Origin of the sequence: Streptomyces sp. NPDC058221 (assembly GCF_042882365.1) — a bacterium.
Classification (GTDB): domain Bacteria; phylum Actinomycetota; class Actinomycetes; order Streptomycetales; family Streptomycetaceae; genus Streptomyces.
The window spans coordinates 1-17,288 of the sequence record NZ_JBHVWF010000081.1 but is presented as its reverse complement, the minus strand read 5'-3'; the positions used below and the strand labels follow the sequence as shown (position 1 = coordinate 17,288).

16 protein-coding genes are annotated in these 17,288 nt (G+C 73.3%); 9 read left to right on the top strand and 7 right to left on the bottom strand.

All coding sequences use genetic code 11. The annotated features are described in order from the left end of the window. Window positions 1-53: 53 nt before the first annotated feature. Genes ACFVW8_RS24030 through ACFVW8_RS24010 form a run of 5 tightly spaced genes read right to left on the bottom strand, consistent with a single transcriptional unit; the run spans window position 54 to window position 7,715 of the window. Window positions 54-1,976 carry an ABC transporter ATP-binding protein gene (locus ACFVW8_RS24030; protein WP_389693256.1) on the bottom strand — a complete coding sequence of 641 codons (1,923 nt, stop codon included), beginning with the start codon at window positions 1,974-1,976 and terminating at the stop codon, window positions 54-56. Further along, window positions 1,976-2,803, bottom strand: coding sequence for an ABC transporter permease (locus ACFVW8_RS24025; protein ID WP_389693254.1), 828 nt, complete (start codon window positions 2,801-2,803; stop codon window positions 1,976-1,978). The genes ACFVW8_RS24030 and ACFVW8_RS24025 overlap by 1 nt, the downstream gene beginning before the upstream one ends. After that, complete coding sequence (locus ACFVW8_RS24020) at window positions 2,800-3,858, bottom strand: ABC transporter permease (protein WP_389693252.1); 1,059 nt, start codon at window positions 3,856-3,858, stop codon at window positions 2,800-2,802. The genes ACFVW8_RS24025 and ACFVW8_RS24020 overlap by 4 nt, the downstream gene beginning before the upstream one ends. Beyond that, window positions 3,855-6,014: an alpha/beta hydrolase family protein gene (locus ACFVW8_RS24015; protein ID WP_389693250.1), complete on the bottom strand. Its 2,160-nt coding sequence runs from the start codon at window positions 6,012-6,014 to the stop codon at window positions 3,855-3,857. The genes ACFVW8_RS24020 and ACFVW8_RS24015 overlap by 4 nt, the downstream gene beginning before the upstream one ends. A 51-nt stretch (window positions 6,015-6,065) precedes the next feature. Then, a complete protein-coding gene (locus ACFVW8_RS24010) occupies window positions 6,066-7,715 on the bottom strand; it encodes an ABC transporter substrate-binding protein (protein WP_389693248.1) in 1,650 nt (549 codons plus the stop codon). Window positions 7,716-8,013: 298 nt separating this feature from the next. Between ACFVW8_RS24010 and ACFVW8_RS24005 the strand changes: the two genes are divergently transcribed. The 7 genes from ACFVW8_RS24005 to ACFVW8_RS23975 all read left to right on the top strand — a co-directional run bounded on the left by ACFVW8_RS24005 (window position 8,014) and on the right by ACFVW8_RS23975 (window position 14,214). Next, entirely contained in the window at window positions 8,014-8,934 is a 921-nt protein-coding gene (locus ACFVW8_RS24005; RefSeq protein ID WP_389693246.1) for an NADP-dependent oxidoreductase, read from the top strand. Next, window positions 8,931-9,689: a GNAT family N-acetyltransferase gene (locus ACFVW8_RS24000; RefSeq protein WP_389693244.1), complete on the top strand. Its 759-nt coding sequence runs from the start codon at window positions 8,931-8,933 to the stop codon at window positions 9,687-9,689. Before ACFVW8_RS24005 ends, ACFVW8_RS24000 begins: the two co-directional genes overlap by 4 nt. A 189-nt stretch (window positions 9,690-9,878) precedes the next feature. Then, complete coding sequence (locus ACFVW8_RS23995; RefSeq protein ID WP_389693242.1) at window positions 9,879-11,093, top strand: PP2C family protein-serine/threonine phosphatase; 1,215 nt, start codon at window positions 9,879-9,881, stop codon at window positions 11,091-11,093. Window positions 11,094-11,239: 146 nt separating this feature from the next. Next, window positions 11,240-11,911, top strand: a complete 672-nt coding sequence (locus tag ACFVW8_RS23990) for a TetR family transcriptional regulator (RefSeq protein WP_389693240.1) — start codon at window positions 11,240-11,242, stop codon at window positions 11,909-11,911. Continuing rightward, on the top strand, window positions 11,908-12,684 hold the full coding sequence (locus tag ACFVW8_RS23985) for an SDR family NAD(P)-dependent oxidoreductase (protein ID WP_389693238.1): 777 nt from the start codon (window positions 11,908-11,910) through the stop codon (window positions 12,682-12,684). Before ACFVW8_RS23990 ends, ACFVW8_RS23985 begins: the two co-directional genes overlap by 4 nt. A 58-nt stretch (window positions 12,685-12,742) precedes the next feature. Then, window positions 12,743-13,783 (top strand): NAD(P)-dependent alcohol dehydrogenase, encoded by a 1,041-nt coding sequence (locus ACFVW8_RS23980; RefSeq protein ID WP_389693236.1) that lies wholly within the window; start codon window positions 12,743-12,745, stop codon window positions 13,781-13,783. 110 nt (window positions 13,784-13,893) lie between these two features. Further along, window positions 13,894-14,214, top strand: coding sequence for a DUF6191 domain-containing protein (locus ACFVW8_RS23975; protein WP_389693234.1), 321 nt, complete (start codon window positions 13,894-13,896; stop codon window positions 14,212-14,214). Between the two features lie 47 nt (window positions 14,215-14,261). On the opposite strand, the gene ACFVW8_RS23970 is transcribed toward ACFVW8_RS23975, so the two are convergent. Both ACFVW8_RS23970 and ACFVW8_RS23965 read right to left on the bottom strand, forming a co-directional pair. Next, window positions 14,262-14,864, bottom strand: coding sequence for a phosphatase PAP2 family protein (locus tag ACFVW8_RS23970; RefSeq protein WP_389693232.1), 603 nt, complete (start codon window positions 14,862-14,864; stop codon window positions 14,262-14,264). Continuing rightward, window positions 14,864-15,508, bottom strand: coding sequence for a DedA family protein (locus ACFVW8_RS23965; protein ID WP_389693292.1), 645 nt, complete (start codon window positions 15,506-15,508; stop codon window positions 14,864-14,866). Before ACFVW8_RS23965 ends, ACFVW8_RS23970 begins: the two co-directional genes overlap by 1 nt. Window positions 15,509-15,764: 256 nt before the next feature. Between ACFVW8_RS23965 and ACFVW8_RS23960 the strand changes: the two genes are divergently transcribed. Together ACFVW8_RS23960 and ACFVW8_RS23955 are read left to right on the top strand one after the other, a co-directional pair. Further along, on the top strand, window positions 15,765-16,130 hold the full coding sequence (locus ACFVW8_RS23960; protein ID WP_389693290.1) for a BlaI/MecI/CopY family transcriptional regulator: 366 nt from the start codon (window positions 15,765-15,767) through the stop codon (window positions 16,128-16,130). Next, window positions 16,127-17,065, top strand: coding sequence for a M48 family metalloprotease (locus tag ACFVW8_RS23955; protein ID WP_389693230.1), 939 nt, complete (start codon window positions 16,127-16,129; stop codon window positions 17,063-17,065). The genes ACFVW8_RS23960 and ACFVW8_RS23955 overlap by 4 nt, the downstream gene beginning before the upstream one ends. Window positions 17,066-17,288 lie beyond the last annotated feature (223 nt).

Sequence of the window (17,288 nt, the reverse complement as noted above, 5' to 3'; positions counted from 1 at the left end):
CTCGTGCTGTGCGCAGGTCAGCGGCACACTCTACCGGTGCGGCCGCCGGGCGGTCAGTCCTCGTCGGCGATCTCCGCGCGGCGCGGCAGAGCGCCGATCATGCGCCGGGTCCAGGGGTGTTGCGGTGCATCCAGTACCTCGGCCGGGGTGCCCTGCTCGACGATCCGGCCCTCGTGCATCACGGCCACCCGGTCGGCTGTCTGCCGCACCACCGCCAGGTCATGGGTGATGAAGAGCACCGCGAATCCCTCGGCGCGCTGGAGCGAGGCGAGGAGGTTGAGCAGCTGCGCCTGGATCGAGACATCCAGCGCCGCCACCGACTCGTCGCAGATCAGCAGCCTGGGCCGGGCGGCCAGCGCCCGTGCCAGGGCAACCCGTTGACGCTCTCCGCCGGAGAGCGCGGCGGGGCGGCGCGAGGCGTAGGAGGCGGGCAGCCCGACCTGCCCGAGCAGATCGGCCACCCCGGTGGCCGGGCCACCCCGCTCCCGTCCCGCCGCGGCGGTCAGGGCCTCGCGCAGGGTCGCGCCCACGGTGCGCAGCGGATTGAGCGAGGAGTACGGGTCCTGGAAGACGATCTGCACCTTTTCCGCCAGCCGCCGCCGGTCCGCGGTGCCGGGGTGGCGCCCGGCAGGCAGGTCGATGCCTCCCACGCGGACCGTGCCGCCGTCGAACGTCTCAAGACCGACCGCGATCCTGGCCAGCGTCGTCTTGCCCGAGCCGGACTCGCCGACCAGGGCCGTCACCGTGTTCCGCGGCACGGTCAGACTCACATCGCGCAGGGCGGCACGGTCCCCGGCGGACGAGCGGAACGTACGGTCGACCGAGGTGGCGACCAGCGCGGCGTCCCGTTCCGGCAGCCCGGCGGGGCCCCGGTCCGGCACCGGCTCGGCGGCCTTCCGGAGCGCCGGCTCGGTAAGAGAGGGGCCGAGCCCGGCGATCCGCACACAGGCGGACATGCGCCCGCTCCCGGGCCCGGCGCCGGACGGCGGCGGCGGCACGAGCACGACCGGTCCGCTGCGGCACACATCGGCCGCGTGCACGCACCGGCCGGCGAACGGGCAGCCGTCGCCCCGGGACCCCGGAGCGGGCACGGACCCGGGGATCGCCGGGAGTTCGGCGAACCGTTCACGTACGGAGGGTTCGGAGGCCAGCAGTCCCGCCGTGTACGGGTGCCGGGGGTCCGACTCCAGTTCGTCCGGCCGGCCGTGTTCCAGCACACTGCCCGCGTACAGCACGTACACCCGGTCGCAGGAGGAGAACGCGACCCGCAGGTCGTGGGTGATCAGGACCAGACCCATGCGCCGCTGCCGCTGGAGCCCGCGGAGCAGGTCGAGGACGGCAGCCTGGCTGGCCGCGTCCAGCGCGGTGGTCGGTTCGTCCGCGATCAGCAGCTCGGGGTCTCCCGCGAGGGCGGCGGCGGCCGCCACCCGCTGCCGCATGCCGCCCGACAGTTCGTGCGGGTAGCGGTCGGCGACATCCGGGCCGAGCCCGACCTCGGCGAGCCGCTGTTCCACCGCAGCGCGGCGGGCCGCCCGGCCGGGGCGCCTGCGGTTGCTGCCGTCGAGGTCGCGCAGCCCGTCCGCGATCTGACGCCCGCAGGTGAGCTGCGGGTGCAGCATGGTGAACGGGTCCTGCATGAGCAGGGTGACGCGCCGGCCCCGCAGGGCGTGCCGCTCGCGCGGCGACAGGGTGAGGACCTCCTGGCCGTCGATCCGCACGGAGCCGCCCGCCACCGCGGTCCCGGACGGCAGCAGACCCGCCACGGCCCGCATGGCCAGGGACTTGCCGCTGCCCGACTCACCGACGATGCCGATGCACTCGCCCGGCGCGACCTCCAGCGAGACGCCGTCCAGGATCGGGACGGGCCCGTCCGCGCCCGCCGTCGCGGACACCCGCAGACCGTCGACGGCGAGCAGCGGCGCGGTGGCCGGTGCGGGCGGTGCGGTACGGCTGTCCGTCGCCGGGTGCGCTGTCATCAGGACCTCCCACGGTCGGAGAACGCCTCGAACAGCCGGTCGCCGAGGAGGTTGAGAGCCACGGCCGCGGCGATGATGAGCACCGCCGGTGCCAGGGCGGCGGAGGGGTTGTCGTACAGCAGGGTGCGGTTCTCCGAGAGCATCCGGCCCCAGTCCGGGGCACCCGGCGGCACGCCGAGCCCGAGGAAGGAGAGCGAGCTCAGGGCGACGATCGCCCCGGCGAAGTTCAGCAGGGTGTTGGCCACGACGACGGGCAGCACATTGGGCCAGATGTGCCGGGTCATCACCGTGAAGCGGGAGAGCCCGAGGGTCTCCGCCGCCTCGACGTAGGCGCGGTGGCGCTGTTCCAGCACGGCCGAGCGCACCAGCCGGATGTCGGCAGGTGAGGTCAGCACGACCAGGACGCCGACGGCCAGGGCGTAACCGCCACCCCCGATTCCCGCGACGACGATCGTCACGAGCAGGGCCGGCAGCGCCAGCAGCAGATCGGCCCAGCGGCGCACGACGGTGTCGATCCAGCCGCCCCGGTACCCCGCCAGGAGCCCGAGCACATTGCCGATGACCATGGAACCGATGGCCACCAGAGCGGCACCGGCGAGAGTGCTCCGGGCTCCGGCAACGACCATCCCGGTGATGTCCCGGCCGAGTTCATCCGTTCCGAGCAGATGACCGCCGCCCGGCATGGCCGCGCCGGTCGCCAGATCCTGGGCGTCCCAGTCCGGCAGGAGCAGCCGGCCCACGGTGGCGGCCAGCGTGAACAGCACCAGCAGGACGGCGCAGCAGACGGTGAGCGGGGAGAACCGGCGGCGGGCTGTGCGGATCTTCATCGGTCCTCCTCCGTACGGATGCCGGACGGGCGGGACGCGGCTGTTGCGGGCACGGCCCGGGCCGCCTTCGCCGCCGGCGCGGTCCGCAGCCGCGGGTCCAGCAGCGGCTGGACGAGATCGGTGACCAGATTGGCCAGGCACACCAGGGCCGCGATGAGCAGCGCCTCCGCCTGGACGACGGGCACGTCCCGGAAGGTGACCGAGTCGACGAGCAGGGAGCCGAGGCCGGGCAGCGCGAACACCTGCTCCACCATGACCGTTCCGGCGAGGAGGTAGGCGAGGACCAGACCGATCCCGGTGAGCACCGGGACAACGGTGCCGCGCAGCACGTACCGCAGGAGGATGTCCCGCTCCCGGACGCCCCTGGCACGGGCGAACGTGACGTGCTCCCGGTCCAGTTCGCGGACCACCGCGGCCCGGGTCAGTTTGAGCAGGACGGCGGTGACGGCGAGTCCGAGCGCCAGGGCGGGCAGCACCAGGTGCATCAGCCGGTCGGTGCCCGAGCCTTCGCCCGGCCCGTATGCCGGGAACCAGCCGAGCATCAGCGCGAACACATAGATGAGCAGCAGTCCGCCGGCGAAGGCGGGGGTGGACAGCGCCACCACGCCCAGGCTCTGCACCGCCCGGTCGACGGGCCGCCGGCTGCGCAGCCCCGCCAGGACCCCGAGCGGCAGGCCGAGGAGCAGCGCCACGGCGAATCCGAGGCCGACCAGCTGCCCCGTGAGTGCGAGCCGGTCGCCCAGAGCGGCCGCGACGCTCTCACCGGTACGGATCGACGTTCCGAGGTCGAGATGGACGGCATCGACGAGCCAGTACCAGTACTGCACGGCCATCGGGCTGTCGAGGTGGTAGCGGGACCGGACGGCGGCCAGCGCCTCGGGGGTGGCACTGCGCGGCCCGAGCAGTGTCTGGGCCGGATCGCCCGGGGCGGCCTGCAACAGGGCGAACACGGCGACGGACAGCACGACGAGCAGCACCAGTGTGCCGCCCAGGCGGCGCACGAGGAGCCGGGCGGGAAGAGCGGTCCGCAGCCGGGACCGGGTGCCGGCCGTCATCGTTCGCTCCCGGCCGGGGCGGCGGAAGCCGGGCGGGGGGTGGCAGGACCGGACGGCGTCAGGGGGGTGTCACCGTCCGGCCCTGCCTTGGGAGCCGTGCCGGGGATCGGCTCGGGGGAAGCCTCCCCCGGCACGGCGGTCTGTTGGGCGGCCGGGGGCCGTGGGGCCAGGTGGGTGGCGAGCCACTCCTCGACCCGGGCGGCGGCATCGAGGAGATGCCCGCCGTCGGTGAACTCGTGGCCCTCGTCGGGGTAGACGTACATCTCGACGGGTGCGCGTGCGGCCCGCAGCAGCGAGCGGTACAGCTCGTGCCCCTGTCCGACCGGAGTGACCCGGTCCGCGGACCCGTGCACGATGAGCGTCGGGGTTCCGCTGCCGCCGAGGGCGAAGACGGGGGAGCGCCGGATCAGTTCGGCCGGTGCGTCCGCGCCGCCGATCCCGTACGTCCGGTCGTATCCGCCGCCGATGTTGCTGGTGTGTGTGAAGCTCAGCCAGTCGGTGGGCGCGGAGACGACCACTGCCGCCCTGAAGACATCGGTGCGTGCCGCGGCCTGGGCTGCCAGGAATCCGCCGTAGCTGTGGCCCAGGACGGCGGTGCGGTCCGGGTCGGCGAGCCCGGTGCCCACGAGGTGGCGTACGCCGGACAGCACGTCGTCCAGGTCGGCGCCACCGACATCGCCGACCACGGCACGCGCGTGCTCAAGCCCCCGGCCGCTGCTGCCACGCGGGTTGGGCAGCAGCACCAGGTACCCGGCGGCGGCCAGCGCGGGGGCGAGCCCCAGCACATCGCCCGGCGCGTACGACGCGGACCAGAGCCAGGCGGGTCCGCCGTGCACGAGAACGGCGAGCGGCCGGGGCCCGGGGCTCGCGTCGCCGGAGAGCAGCAGTCCCTGCACGGTGCGGCCGTCGGGGGCGGACCAGGTGGTCCGTTCGGTGCGGACGCGGGCAAGCGCCGGGTCGGCGGGAGCGTTGAGCGCGGTGACGGGCAGCCAGTTCCAGGCGTCGGGGCCCTCGGTGCGGGAGACGACGGCTTCGGGCGGACGGCCCGGTGCGTCGAGCACGGTCGCGACAAGCCGCTGGTCGCGGCTGAGCGACAGGCCGGGCTGGAAGCCGGCCCCGCCGAGCGTCACCGCCGCCGACCAGACCGGTCCGGCGCCGTCCCCGGTACGTCCGGCACGGGAGCCCGTTCCGTCCCAGCCCGCGAACCACAGCGGGCCGGACGGGGCCTTCGCGCTGTCGTCGAACCGCAGCCAGGTCGCGTCCTCGACGTCCGGCACGACTTCGGCGCGCCCGGACTCAAGGTCGACCACGACCGGGCGTCCGGCCACGATGGAGATGCCTTCGCAGACCGCCGCGTACCGGCCGTCGGCGCGCAGAGCGGGTGCGCCCAGCTGCCCCTGCGGCACGTACACCGTCCGGGCGGTGCGTCCGACGAGGTCCAGGGCGGCGAACCTCGCGCCGTAGTACCCGGCGGGCAGCGTGTCCTCGCAGACGGTGGCCACGGCGGTGTCCCCGCCGCGCCAGGCGACGTTCCACACGGTCAGCCCGTCCGGCCCGGCCTCCCGCATCGAGCCGTCCGCGAGGTCGACGAGATACAGCGAACGGCGGCCGGCGCCGGGGGCGAAGCGCTCCGGTGAGGGCGCGGCTCCGAGCCGTACCGGCAGGCCCAGGTTCATTCCGTCGCGTTCGGCGCCGTCCCGGGCGCAGAGCAGCAGTGCCCGGCTCCCGTCGTCGGACACCAGCAGTTCCTCGACCGCGCCCGGTATCTCCGCCACGGTGCGTACCGCTCCTGAACCGGTGTCCAGAGCCACCAGCCGCACCTCGGTCCCGGCCGGTCCCGCGCCTTCGGCGATGTGCAGCAGCGTCCGGGAGTCCGGCAGCCAGCGCGGGCTGTGACGGTCCGTCGGAACGGCCGGCTCCGACGGAGCCGGGAGCGCCGGCGGCGGGGCGTCAGGACCGGGCCGCAGCGCGGCGGGAACCGCGGCGAGGACCAGCTCGGCCCGCTCGGGTCCGGCCGCGGCCACGGCGACCGCCCGGCCGTCCGGGCTGATCCGGGCATCGACCGGATGGACCAGTCGCAGCATGGCCTCGCGGACCCGCCGCACGGTGATCGCGGCGTGCCGCTGCGGCGTGCTGGACGCGGCGGGACTGGGCATGGTGATCCGTTCTGGTACGGGGGCCGGGGAGGAGCGGCGGCGTGCGGTGGGTCAGGCGGCTTTGCGGATCCGGGTGGCCCACGGCCCGATGAAGGTGAACGGCCCCGGGTCGGGCAGCACGATCTCCTTGGACAGTGCGGTGGCTGTCTTGGCCCACCACAGCGGGAGATAGGGCAGATCGGCACCGGCCGTCCGTACCGCGTTCATCAGCTCCCGGGCCCGGACGTCCTTGTCGGCGGAGGCCTTGGCGGTGTCGAGCGCGGTGTTGACGGCCTTGTTGTCGTAGCGCGCGATGTCCGTCGCCGTGGCCGCGCCGTTGAGATACGGATCGGCCAGTTCGGCCGGGTCGCCGGTGACGGGGAAGTACCACAGGAACTGGAGTGGCTGCTTGCCCGAGCCGAGCTCCGCCACCCACTGCTCCAGCGTGATCTCCTTGACGTGGAGGGTGATCCCGAGCTTCTTGAGCGAGGCGGCGAGCGCGAGCGCCGCCTTGCCGAGCTGGGGGCCGCTGCTGGGGTAGTGGAGTTCGGCGGTGAAGCCCTTCGCCACCCCGGACCTGTCCAGTTCGGCACGGGCGGAGTCCAGGTCGTAGGGGACCGCGGGGATCGCGTCGTAGCCGGAGCGGACCTTCCCGGGGGACATCAGATCGCCCCACATATCGCGCGAGGGCAGCGCGTCGGCCACTTCCGCCCGGCCCTGCAGGATGCCCTTCACCATGCCCTCGCGGTCGGTGGCGTGGGCGATGGCACGGCGGACATGGATGTCGTCGAAGGGTGCTGTTGCCGTGTCGAACGCCAGCGCCACCACGGAGCGGTCGCCCGTGTAGGTGACACGGGCGCTCGACTCCCAGCCGTGGGCCTCGTCGGACGCGAGGTTGAGGGCCCCGTCCACCGCGCCCGACTTCATGGCGACCAGCCGTGTTCCGGCGTCCGGTACGAAGGACAGCTTGAGCTTCTGCACGGCGGGCTTCTCGCCCCACCAGGCGTCGTTGCGCTCCAGCAGTACGTGGTCGTCGGCGGCGAATTCGGTGATCCGGTACGGGCCGGTGCCGAGCAGCAGTGTCTTCGCCGTGCCGATCCGCCCCGCGTTACGGGTGAGGAAGGCGCGGCTGCTGACGAGGAGTCCGCCCGCTGTCGTCGTCCAGGCGAACATCGCGTCGGGCGCCTTGAGGCGGATCGTCACCTCGTGGTCGCCGGTCGACTTCACCGAGGTGACGCCGGCGTAGGCGTATCCGAGGGCGGAGCCGTTCTTCGGGTCACGGATCGCGTCGATGGAGGCCACCACGTCGTCCGCGGTGAACGGGGTGCCGTCGCTGAAGGTGACACCCCGGCGCAGGGTGAAGACGTACGTGCCGGCGTCGGGCTGCCGCCAGGACGTCGCGAGGCCGGGTGCCAGCTTCCCGGACGGGGCGACCGAGAGCAGGGACTCCTGGGCCAGCACCGCGACCAGGTAGTTCAGCACGCCCGACTCCCGGCCCACGTCGAGGCTGGAGATGGAGGAGGGCAGGGCGAGGACGAGACTGCCGATCGGGACGTCGGCGCCCAGCGCCTCTGTCGCCGTGCCGTCGGGGGTGCCGGAACCGTTCGCGGGCGGGGGTGCACAGGCTGCGAACAGACCGGACGCGGCCAGGACGCCCGCACCCGCTCCGGCGATGTGCAGTAGTCGGCGTCGGCTGAGGTTGCCACCCGGTTCCGATGTCATCGGGAACCACCCCTCTCGCATCTGTCCATTGGAGCTGCCCAACTGGGCGTGGACAGTATCCGAATGCTTTGAGAGCGTCAAAGGGCGGCTAATGAGTGTCCACGGTGTGGACCCCTCGCCGGGATGTACCGGACATAGCGACAGGAAAGGCGGGAGGGGGACTGGACCGCTTCGTTGCGGCCTCGTGAATCGGGCGCCTCTGCGGGAATACCCGTACGTGCATGGGCCTTCCTGCTGCTGTAGGGACCGGTGTCCGGCCAGGGCGGCCGGGTGTCGTGGGACGGGAGAGAGGGAGCTCATGCCGAAGGCGTACGTGTTCACCCGCAACGGCGGACCGGAGGTGGAGGCACTCGTCGAGCGGGACGCTCCTGAGCCGGGCCCGGGGGAGCTGCTCGTCGCCGTACGGGCGGCGGGGGTCAACCCGGTCGACTGGAAGCTGCGTGCGGGGTACACCAGGCCCGGTAGCGAACCGCAGCCGTTTCCCACCGTCCTCGGCAGCGAGGCCGCCGGGGTCGTCGAGGCGATCGGCCCGGGCGTCGAGGGATTCGAGGTCGGCGACGAGGTCTTCGGTAATCCGGTGACCGGTGGGTACGCGGAATACACCCTCCTCCCCGTCGCCGTGACCGCACACAAGCCGGTCGGCCTGTCGTTCACCGACGCGGCGGCCCTGCCGGTCGCTGCCGCCACCGCCTACGACGGTGTGCGCCAGCTGAGTCCCGCCCCGGACTCGACGCTGCTGGTCACCGGCGCCGGAGGCGGAATCGGGAACGCCGTGGTCCAGCTCGCCCGCCACGCAGGCGTCCGCGTCATCGGCGTGGCAGGCGCGGCCAAGAAGGACTTCGTCGAGTCGCTCGGCGCGGTGCACGTCGAATCCGGCGCCGGACTCGCCGACCGGGTCCGGGCGGCGGCCCCCGACGGCATCGACGCGGTCTTCGACCTGGTCGGCGGCGACACCCTGCGGGAAGTGGCCCCGCTGCTCGACGACCCCGCGGCGCTGATCAGCGCCGCGGGCAAACCCCTTGCCGTGGAGCTCGGCGGGGCTGCGGTCGCCCGCGCCCGTACCTCGGCCGTGCTCGACGAGGTGGCGGAGCTCGTCGTCGCCGGAGCCCTGCGGACGCATGTCACCCGGACCTACCCGCTGACCGAGGCGGGCGAGGCGCTGCGTGCCGTGGAGAGCGGCCATGCACGCGGAAAGATCGTGATCGAGGTGGGCGCATGAGCACGCCGCACCCCCTCGCCGGCGGCGCCCACCCGCTGGACGACCCGGTCGGCACCTCGCTGACCGGCCCGCACGCCCGTTTCGCCGAACGTCGCGGCCGCATCCTGCGCTACCCGGCCGAGGTCACCCCCTGGGCAGCCGTCCCGGACCGGCCGGAAGCAGCGGACTGGGCGGATGCCGCGGCGCTTGCCGGACCTGGCGGATCCATGACTATCACCGCCTTTCGCGAGCCGCCGCCGGACGACTGGGAGGTGACCTTCCACGCCGAGGGCGTCCAGCTCGTCGACACGGGCGTCGCGGCGGCCCCGGACCCGGAGGCGGTCCGGCTCGGACCCGCCGATGTGCCCGAGATGCTCGACCTGGTCGCCCGCACCCGCCCGGGACCGTTCCTGCCGCGGACGGTCGAGCTCGGCACCTATCTCGGAATCCGGCGTGAGGGGGTGCTGGTGGCGATGGCCGGCGAACGGCTGCACCCGCCCGGCTGGAGCGAGATCAGCGCCGTCTGCACCGACGAGTCCGTACGGGGGCAGGGGCTCGCCACCCGGCTGCTCCTCGCCGTATCCCACGAGATCAGGGAACGCGGTGAAACACCCTTCCTGCATGCCGCGGCCTCCAATGTCCATGCCGTGCGGCTCTACGAATCCCTCGGATTCGCGCTCCGCCGCCGGACGTCCTTCCTGGCGGCGCTCGTACCGGACGGCAAGCCGGCACACCCGGCGCCGGGGGAGCCGGCCGGAGCCGCAGCCGGCAGCTGAGAGCCGGGGCCCGGGCGGGGAGCGGGGACGTCCGTCCGGGACTTCCGGCCCGGATCGCGCTGTGCCACCCCGGCCGGGGACCTTCGGCGTGCGGCCTGAGGCCGAAAGCCCCGTGTGCCGGCGTCCCGGTCCGGGTGCACTGGAAGAGAGTGCCGGGACATGCCCGGCGACCGCGGGAGGAGATGGCCGGTGACGATCGGGGTACAGCGTCCGTCGACGACGCGCGGCGCGGAGCCATCGGTGACGGATGCGGGGGAGCGGGCAGCCGCCCGCTCGCGGATCAGCACTCCGGCCCTGCTCGGCGGTCTCGCCCTGCTGTCCCTGCTCGTGGTGGGGATCGATGTCCCCACCGGCGACGACCTGCGGCTCATCCCTCTCCTGGTCGTGGTGCCCGCGCTCGTCTCGGTCTTCTGCACGGTCCGGCAGACCGTCGCCGCGGCGGTCTGGATCCTGCCCATCGTCGTGATCTCCCGGCTGGTGTCCGGAGGCACCCTCTGGGACAGCGTGAGCGGTGTCGGCTTCACCGTGCTGGCCTGCGCGGTGGGTGTCGGGGCCTGTTCGCTGAGAATCCGGCATGCCACCGAGATCGCCAGACTGCGGTCGGCTGCCGTCGCCCTCCAGCGGCAGATCCTGCGTCCGCTGCCCGTACTGACCGACCAGGTCCTGGTGGACGGCATCTACGCGCCGATCGAGGAGGACCGGCTGGTCGGCGGCGACATCTATGAGGTCGTCCAGTCGCCGTACGGCACCCGCGTCATCATCGGTGACGTGCAGGGCAAGGGCCTTGCCGCGATCGGAGCGGGCTTCGCCGCGCTCGGCGCATTCCGGGAGGCGGCCATTCGCGAACCCGCCCTGACCGGTGTGGTGGACGCGGTCGAGGACGCGGTCGCCCGGCACAACACCTTCTCCGCCCAGACCGGCGAGATCGAGCGCTTCGTCACCGCGCTGGTGCTCGGCCTCGACGGCGACGGCCGGGTGCAGGCCGTCAACTGCGGACATCTGCCGCCCCGGCTGCTGCACGACGGCGTGGCGACCACCGTTCCGCTGCGCCGTACGTCGGTGCCGCTGGGCATGGCGGAGCTCAGCAACGAGGCGCGGGCCGCCGAATGGCTGGACTTCCCGCCCGGCGCGACGCTCCTGATGTTCACCGACGGAGTGACCGAGGCCCGTGACGCCTCCGGAGCCTTCTATCCGCTGGACGCCCGGCTGGGCGGCTGGGCGCAGCTGGGCCCGCGCGAACTGCTGGACACACTCCACGCGGACCTGGAGGACTTCTCCGGCGGTGTGCGGCGCGACGACATCGCCGTGCTCACGCTGCGCCGGTCGGCTTCCGGCGGCCACCGCCCTCCCGTGACCGCCGGCGCCGACGCACGCCGGGCCGCAGCGGCGTTCAGCGCCCGGTAGAAGGGCCTGCCGCGGACCCGGCCCCCTGTCGAGAGCTCTCTCGGTAACCCGTTGCCCCGTTCAGGGCCATAAATCGCCGCGCCTCGACTTCATGTCCCGGCGGGGCACATGTCGCAGTGGGACATTTATAGGTGTACGGTGCAGTTATGAACCGGGAACGGAAGACCCCGGAGAGGCGCAGCCGCAAGGCCCGCCGCACCCGGGACACGCTGGCCCAGGCCGCCTTCGAGCTCGTGCTCGACCGCGGACTGCGGGAGGTGACGGTCGAGGAGATCGCGGAACGCGCGGATGTCGACCGCCGCACCTTCAGCCGGTACTTCACCAGCAAGGAAGACGCGGTCCTGGACTCGGTCCGGGGCGACGGCGACCGGATCAACGACGCCCTGCGGGCCCGTCCCGCCGGGGAGCCGCCGCTCACCGCATACCGCCGGGCCGTCCTGGACTGGCTGGCGGATCCGGAGTCGGACGCCTGGCACCGCCGCCCGAGGATCTTCGAACTGCTGGTCCTCGCCGACCGGGAGCCCACCCTCTACGCGGCGTTCCACCACATCCGGGTGGACGCTCAGGAGGACTCGGTCGCCATCGTCGCGCACCGGCTGAGGACCGATCCGCGGCAGGACATCCGTCCCGCCGTCACGGTCGCCGCCGGGGCGGGCGCACTGCTCGCCGCCCAGGCCGCCTGGGTGCGCGGAGGCTGTCCCGAGGAACTGCCCCGACTCGTCGAGCAGGCGTTCGACGCCCTTTCGGGAGAGCTGTTCGCGCAGCTTCCGGCCGGACCGGCGTCACACAGCACCACGGAAGGAAACGGAACATCATGAGCACCACCACCCCCACCACCGCCGACCAGGAATTCGCCGGACGTACGGCTCTCGTCACCGGAGGGGCGTCCGGCATCGGACTGGCCCTCGCCCACCGGCTGGCCGCCGCCGGTGCGTCCGTGGTCGTGGCCGACTACGACGAGGGGAGCGCCCGCAAGGCGGTCACCGCACTGGAGAGCGCCGGGGGCCGGGCCGCGGCCGTCGCCATGGACGTCACCGACCCCGCTTCCGTCGAGGCAGGCGTGCAGTTCGCCGTCGACACGTTCGGGGCCCTGCACCTCGCGGTGAACAACGCGGGCATCGGCGGGCCGAGCAGCCCGACCGGCGAGTACGCCGTCGAGGACTGGAACCGGGTCGTCGCCACCAACCTCAGCGGCGTCTTCTACTCGATGCGCTACGAGCTCCCCGCGATCGTCGCCGCAGGTGGTGGCGCTGTCGTCAACATGTCCTCGATCCTCGGCACCAACGGCTTCGCCGGATCGCCCGCGTACGTCGCCGCCAAGCACGGCGTCGTCGGTCTCACCAAGACGGCGGCGCTGGAGTACGCGGCACAGAACGTCCGCGTCAACGCGGTCGGCCCCGGCTTCATCGACACCCCGCTGCTGCGCAACACGGACGGCCCGGCCCGCGACCACCTCATCTCGCTGCACCCGGCCGGACGCCTCGGCACCGCGGAGGAGGTGGCCGAACTCGCCGCCTTCCTGCTCTCCGACCGCGCCTCGTTCATCCACGGCAGCTACCACCTGGTGGACGGCGGCTACTCCGCCTCCTGAGTGGCGGACGGGGGCCAGGGGGGCGAGAAAGAGAACAGCAGAGGTCAAGGAGGACCCCATGAAAGCCGTCCAGTACCGCACCGTCGGTTCCGCACCCGAGGTCGTCACCGTCCCCGACCCGGAGCCCGGTCCCGGACAGGTGCTGCTGAAGGTCACCGCCGCAGGTGTCTGTCACTCCGACATCGCGGTGATGAGCTGGCCCGCTGACCAGTTCCCCTACCCGCTGCCGCTCACTCTCGGCCACGAGGGCGTCGGCACCGTCGAGGCGCTCGGGGACGGCGTCAGCGGTCTCACGGTGGGCGACCCGGTCGCGGTCTACGGCCCCTGGGGCTGCGGTACGTGCGTCAAATGCGCCGAGGGTAAGGAGAACTACTGCCTGCGCGCCAAGGAACTCGGCATCAACCCGCCCGGCCTGGGATCGCCCGGCGCCATGGCGGAGTACATGATCGTCGATGATCCGCGCCACCTGGTGCCGCTCGGCGACCTCGACCCGGTCCAGGCCGTACCGCTCACCGACGCGGGCCTCACCCCGTACCACGCGATCAAGCGCTCCCTGCCGAAGCTGGTGCCCGGTGCGACCGCCGTCGTCATCGGCACCGGCGGCCTCGGCCACGTCGCCATCCAGCTGCTGCGCGCCATGACGGCCGTGCGGGTCATCGCTCTCGACGTCACCGAGGACAAGCTCGCCCTCGCCCGTACCGTCGGGGCGCACGAGACCGTCCTGTCGGACGAGCACGCCGCGTCGAGGATCCGCGAGCTGACCGGTGGCATCGGCGCACAGGTCGTCCTCGACTTCGTCGGAGCTCCTCCCACCGTGGCCACGGCAGGCGCCGCGGCCGCCATCGACTCGGACGTCACGATCGTCGGGATCGGCGGCGGGTCGCTTCCTGTGGGCTTCGGCTCCCTGCCGTTCAACACGACGGTGACCGCCCCCTACTGGGGATCACGCTCCGAGCTTGCCGAGGTGCTCGATCTGGCCCGCGCCGGTTCGGTCGAGGTACACGTCGAGACGTACTCGCTGAACGAGGCGCCGCTGGCGTACGAGCGGCTGCACGACGGACGGATCAACGGGCGGGCCGTCATCCTCCCCAACGGCTGACCGTCCGAGCCCTTCCTCACGACCCTGCGGGCCGTCGCACAGTGCGCCGGCCCGCATCGTCCTGCCCGCGACCGATGCGCACCGCTCCTCCAGGGGCGGATACTGCCCGCATGCAATTCGCCGCCATGATGACACTGCCCGGACTGGTGATCGGGCTGACCGTCGTCGCCTTCCTCGACCAGCTGATGCTTCGCGCGGGGCGGGCCGGTCTGCTGCCGTGGCGCAACAGCGCCCGGCAGGGTCAGGTGTCGGCGACGGGCTTCGAGCAGTTGCACGCGACCTTCTCGCCCGGCAAGCAGAGCGAGCTCAAGGAGCGGCAGAGTGCCCTGCTGCTGCGGGACGACGAGGAGGACGGCGCCCCGCCCCACCGCTCCGGCGTGGATCTGGACGGCGGCGTCGCCGTCATTCGCCTGTCCGGGCACGGCGGCTGACGGCCGGCCGGAATCGGACTCGGCACGGCCGGCCCGGGCGGCCTCGCTCATCGCGTTGCCACCAGCGGCCGCAGCCGGCTGTCACGCAGCCGGACCACCGCAGGAGCGCAATGACGCGCCGCTACTGTCAGCGGCCATGCGACGAGCGCGCCGATCACGAGCCCGATGAGCACATCGTGCGGGTAGTGCACCCCGATCCACACCCGGGACCCCGCCATCAGCAGCGCGGCCGTCACCGCAACCGCTCCGAGCCGCCGGTCGGTCAGCCAGATCGCCATGGCAGCGGCCGCCGCGATGGCGGCGTGATTGCTCGGGAAGGACCAGTCGCCCAGTGGCGGGCACGCCTCCACCGTCACCGCATGAAGGGTCCGGCAGGGACGCTGTTCGTGAAAGGCCGACTTCACCAGGTCGTTGACGAGATACGTGGCGACCACGACCAGTGGGGCGCACATCGCCATGGCGGTACGCGCGGCATCCGTGGAGCGGGAGCGCCACCAGGCCGCGAGCATGAACGCGGCGAACACGGCCAGCCCGTAGTCGGACCAGACGCGGACGGCGGAATCCAGGACGGCGGGGGAGCGCTGGGCCAGTTCGGTGACCCAGGTGTACAGCCCACCGTCGATCGAGGAGGCCGTGGAGGCGAGGGGCATCAGTGGGTGTCTCCTTCGGCAGTGCTCCGTCGGCGGGAACGGAGCAGTTCGGCGGCGAGCGGGATGAGCGAGACCACGACCACGACGGCGACGATCGGCAGCAGATAGCGGTCGACGTTCGGCACCGAGGACCCCAGCGCATATCCGGCGAGGACCAGTCCGGCCGTCCAGACCACACCGCCGACCACCTGCCACACGGCGAACACCCTGGCCGGGACGCCGAGTGCCCCGGCCAGCGGGTTGAGTACCGTACGCACGACGGGGACGAAGCGGGCCAGCACGATCGCGCGGGCCCGGCCGTATCTGGCGAGCAGCTCCGCCGCCCGGTCGGCGCCCTCGTGCAGCCGTTCGGAGCGGCTGCGGGCGAGCAGCGCCCGGCCGCCCCGGCGGCCGAGCCAGTAGCCCGTCTGCGCGCCGAGCAGCGCCCCGGCCACCGCCGCGAGCAGTACCTGAGGCAACGACAGTGCGACCGGACCGTGGGTGCCTGACACGCTGAGGAGGCCTGCCGTGAACAGCAGCGAATCGCCGGGCAGGAAGAAGCCGACGAGCAGCCCCGTCTCGGCGAAGAGCACGACGGCGACGCCGAGCGAGCCGAACGTGCCGAGCAGTGAACCGGCGTCCAGCAGGTTCACCGCCTGCGGCATGGCCGCCAGTGAGAGTACGGACACGGTGGAGGGTCTCCCATAATGGTGAGCGGGCGGCCCTGTGGAACGCCCGGACTGACTACAGTGACGTAGACGGTCTACATCACTGTAGACGTTGGAGCGGGGGAGGAGAGTTCCCATGACGCAGGTGAACGGGATATCCGGCGGAGAATCCGCCCCCCGGCCGAACGGCGGACCGGGCGCGGGAGCGACACCCCCGGCCGGGCGGGAGCCCGTCCCGGAAGCCGCCGTCGCCGTGCCCGCCCCGGCGGAGCGACGGCCCTCGGGTGAGCTGGAGTCCACGATCCTGGCGGCCCTCTGGGCGGCCGGGAACCCGCTCACCGCCGGCCAGGTGCAGGGTGCGATCGGTGCGGAGCTCGCCCGGACGACCGTCACCACGATCCTGTCGCGCCTCCATGAGAAGGGGTCCGTCGCCCGCACCAGGTCGGGCCGCGGATTCGCGTACACGCCTACCGAGGACGCCGCCGGACTGACCGCCCGCCGGATGCACCGCGAACTCCGCAAGGACGAGGACCGAGGCACGGTGCTGGCACGGTTCGTCTCGCAGCTCAGCGACGAGGACGAGCGGCTGCTGCGCGATCTGCTCGACGGGGACCGATGATCTACGCGGTATGGATTCCGCTGCTGGTGCCGTTCGTCGTGGTGCCCGCGGCGCGTTGGCTCGCCGACGCCCTGGCCCCCGCACGGGCCGTGCGACTGCTCGCCGCGACGGGCGCGGGCCTGGCTCTGTGCACCGTGCTCTCACTGGCCCTGCTGGTGGTGCCCGGTGCCGGCCGGCTTTCGGCCGTCGCCGCCGCCGGGGAGTTCGAGCACCCGCTCGCCGCTGCCGAACCGGCCGTCGCCGTCCCGCTCGCCGCAGCCGCACTGGCGCTGCTCGTGGGCCGCGCCGCGGCCATGGCCCGCGTGGCGCGCAGGCACTGGGGCCAGTTGCACCGGGCGGCCCGGAGCGAAGCAGGCGACGGGGGCGAGCTCGCGGTGCTCCGGGACAGCCACCCCGACGCCTACGCACTGCCCGGACGGCCCGGCAGCCCCGGCCGGATCGTCGTCACCACCGGCATGCTGCACGCCTTGGAAGCCGCCGAGCGGGACGCACTCCTGGCACACGAACGCGCCCATCTCACCGGGCGCCACCACCTCTACCTCGTCGCCGCCGAGCTGTCCGCACGCTGTCACCCGGCGCTGGGCGCCCTGCGCGCACCCATGGGGTACGCGCTGGAGCGTTGCGCGGACGAGGCCGCCGCGCACGCCGTAGGGGACCGCCGGGTCGCCGCCCGGGCGATCGGACGCGCCGCGCTGGCCGCCCGGGCGGCCGAGGGCGCCCGCGCACCCCGCCCCGCCGCGGCGCTCCCTGTGGCCGCCGGGCCCGTACCCCGCCGGGTCGCAGCCCTGCTGGGCCGGACCGCCGCGCGCCCCCGTATCGGCCGCGCCGCCGCCGCGACCCTGCTGGCCTGCCTGGTCGTCTCGGGGGCGGCCGCGCTCGACGCGACACACGACCTGCACAGCAGTATCGAGGCCGCCCAGGGCGAAACGCCGTAGCAGACGCCCGGCCCCCGTGCCTCCGGCCCCGGTTCGCCGCACGGATGAACTGCCCCGCAGCGCCGCCGAGATGGCCTGCTATGCCGCACTCCCGGTAATCCTGCGCTGACGCGGCCGGTCCGGGGGCGCTCCACGGGCTCCGGTGGGGGGCCCCCCGGCCCGCCGCGCCCCGGGTACGGGAAATGGGCGGCGGGGGGTCTCTTATAAACAACTGAAGCTGCCG

Coding starts and splice junctions, on each gene's coding strand:
- ACFVW8_RS24015 (WP_389693250.1), bottom strand. CDS start 6,014: ATGCCCAGTCCCGCCGCGTCCAGCACGCCGCAGCGGCACGCCGCGATC.
- ACFVW8_RS24030 (WP_389693256.1), bottom strand. CDS start 1,976: ATGACAGCGCACCCGGCGACGGACAGCCGTACCGCACCGCCCGCACCG.
- ACFVW8_RS23970 (WP_389693232.1), bottom strand. CDS start 14,864: ATGCCCCTCGCCTCCACGGCCTCCTCGATCGACGGTGGGCTGTACACC.
- ACFVW8_RS24005 (WP_389693246.1), top strand. CDS start 8,014: ATGCCGAAGGCGTACGTGTTCACCCGCAACGGCGGACCGGAGGTGGAG.
- ACFVW8_RS23955 (WP_389693230.1), top strand. CDS start 16,127: ATGATCTACGCGGTATGGATTCCGCTGCTGGTGCCGTTCGTCGTGGTG.
- ACFVW8_RS24000 (WP_389693244.1), top strand. CDS start 8,931: ATGAGCACGCCGCACCCCCTCGCCGGCGGCGCCCACCCGCTGGACGAC.
- ACFVW8_RS23990 (WP_389693240.1), top strand. CDS start 11,240: ATGAACCGGGAACGGAAGACCCCGGAGAGGCGCAGCCGCAAGGCCCGC.
- ACFVW8_RS24010 (WP_389693248.1), bottom strand. CDS start 7,715: ATGACATCGGAACCGGGTGGCAACCTCAGCCGACGCCGACTACTGCAC.
- ACFVW8_RS23985 (WP_389693238.1), top strand. CDS start 11,908: ATGAGCACCACCACCCCCACCACCGCCGACCAGGAATTCGCCGGACGT.
- ACFVW8_RS24025 (WP_389693254.1), bottom strand. CDS start 2,803: ATGAAGATCCGCACAGCCCGCCGCCGGTTCTCCCCGCTCACCGTCTGC.
- ACFVW8_RS23965 (WP_389693292.1), bottom strand. CDS start 15,508: ATGCCGCAGGCGGTGAACCTGCTGGACGCCGGTTCACTGCTCGGCACG.
- ACFVW8_RS23975 (WP_389693234.1), top strand. CDS start 13,894: ATGCAATTCGCCGCCATGATGACACTGCCCGGACTGGTGATCGGGCTG.
- ACFVW8_RS23980 (WP_389693236.1), top strand. CDS start 12,743: ATGAAAGCCGTCCAGTACCGCACCGTCGGTTCCGCACCCGAGGTCGTC.
- ACFVW8_RS24020 (WP_389693252.1), bottom strand. CDS start 3,858: ATGACGGCCGGCACCCGGTCCCGGCTGCGGACCGCTCTTCCCGCCCGG.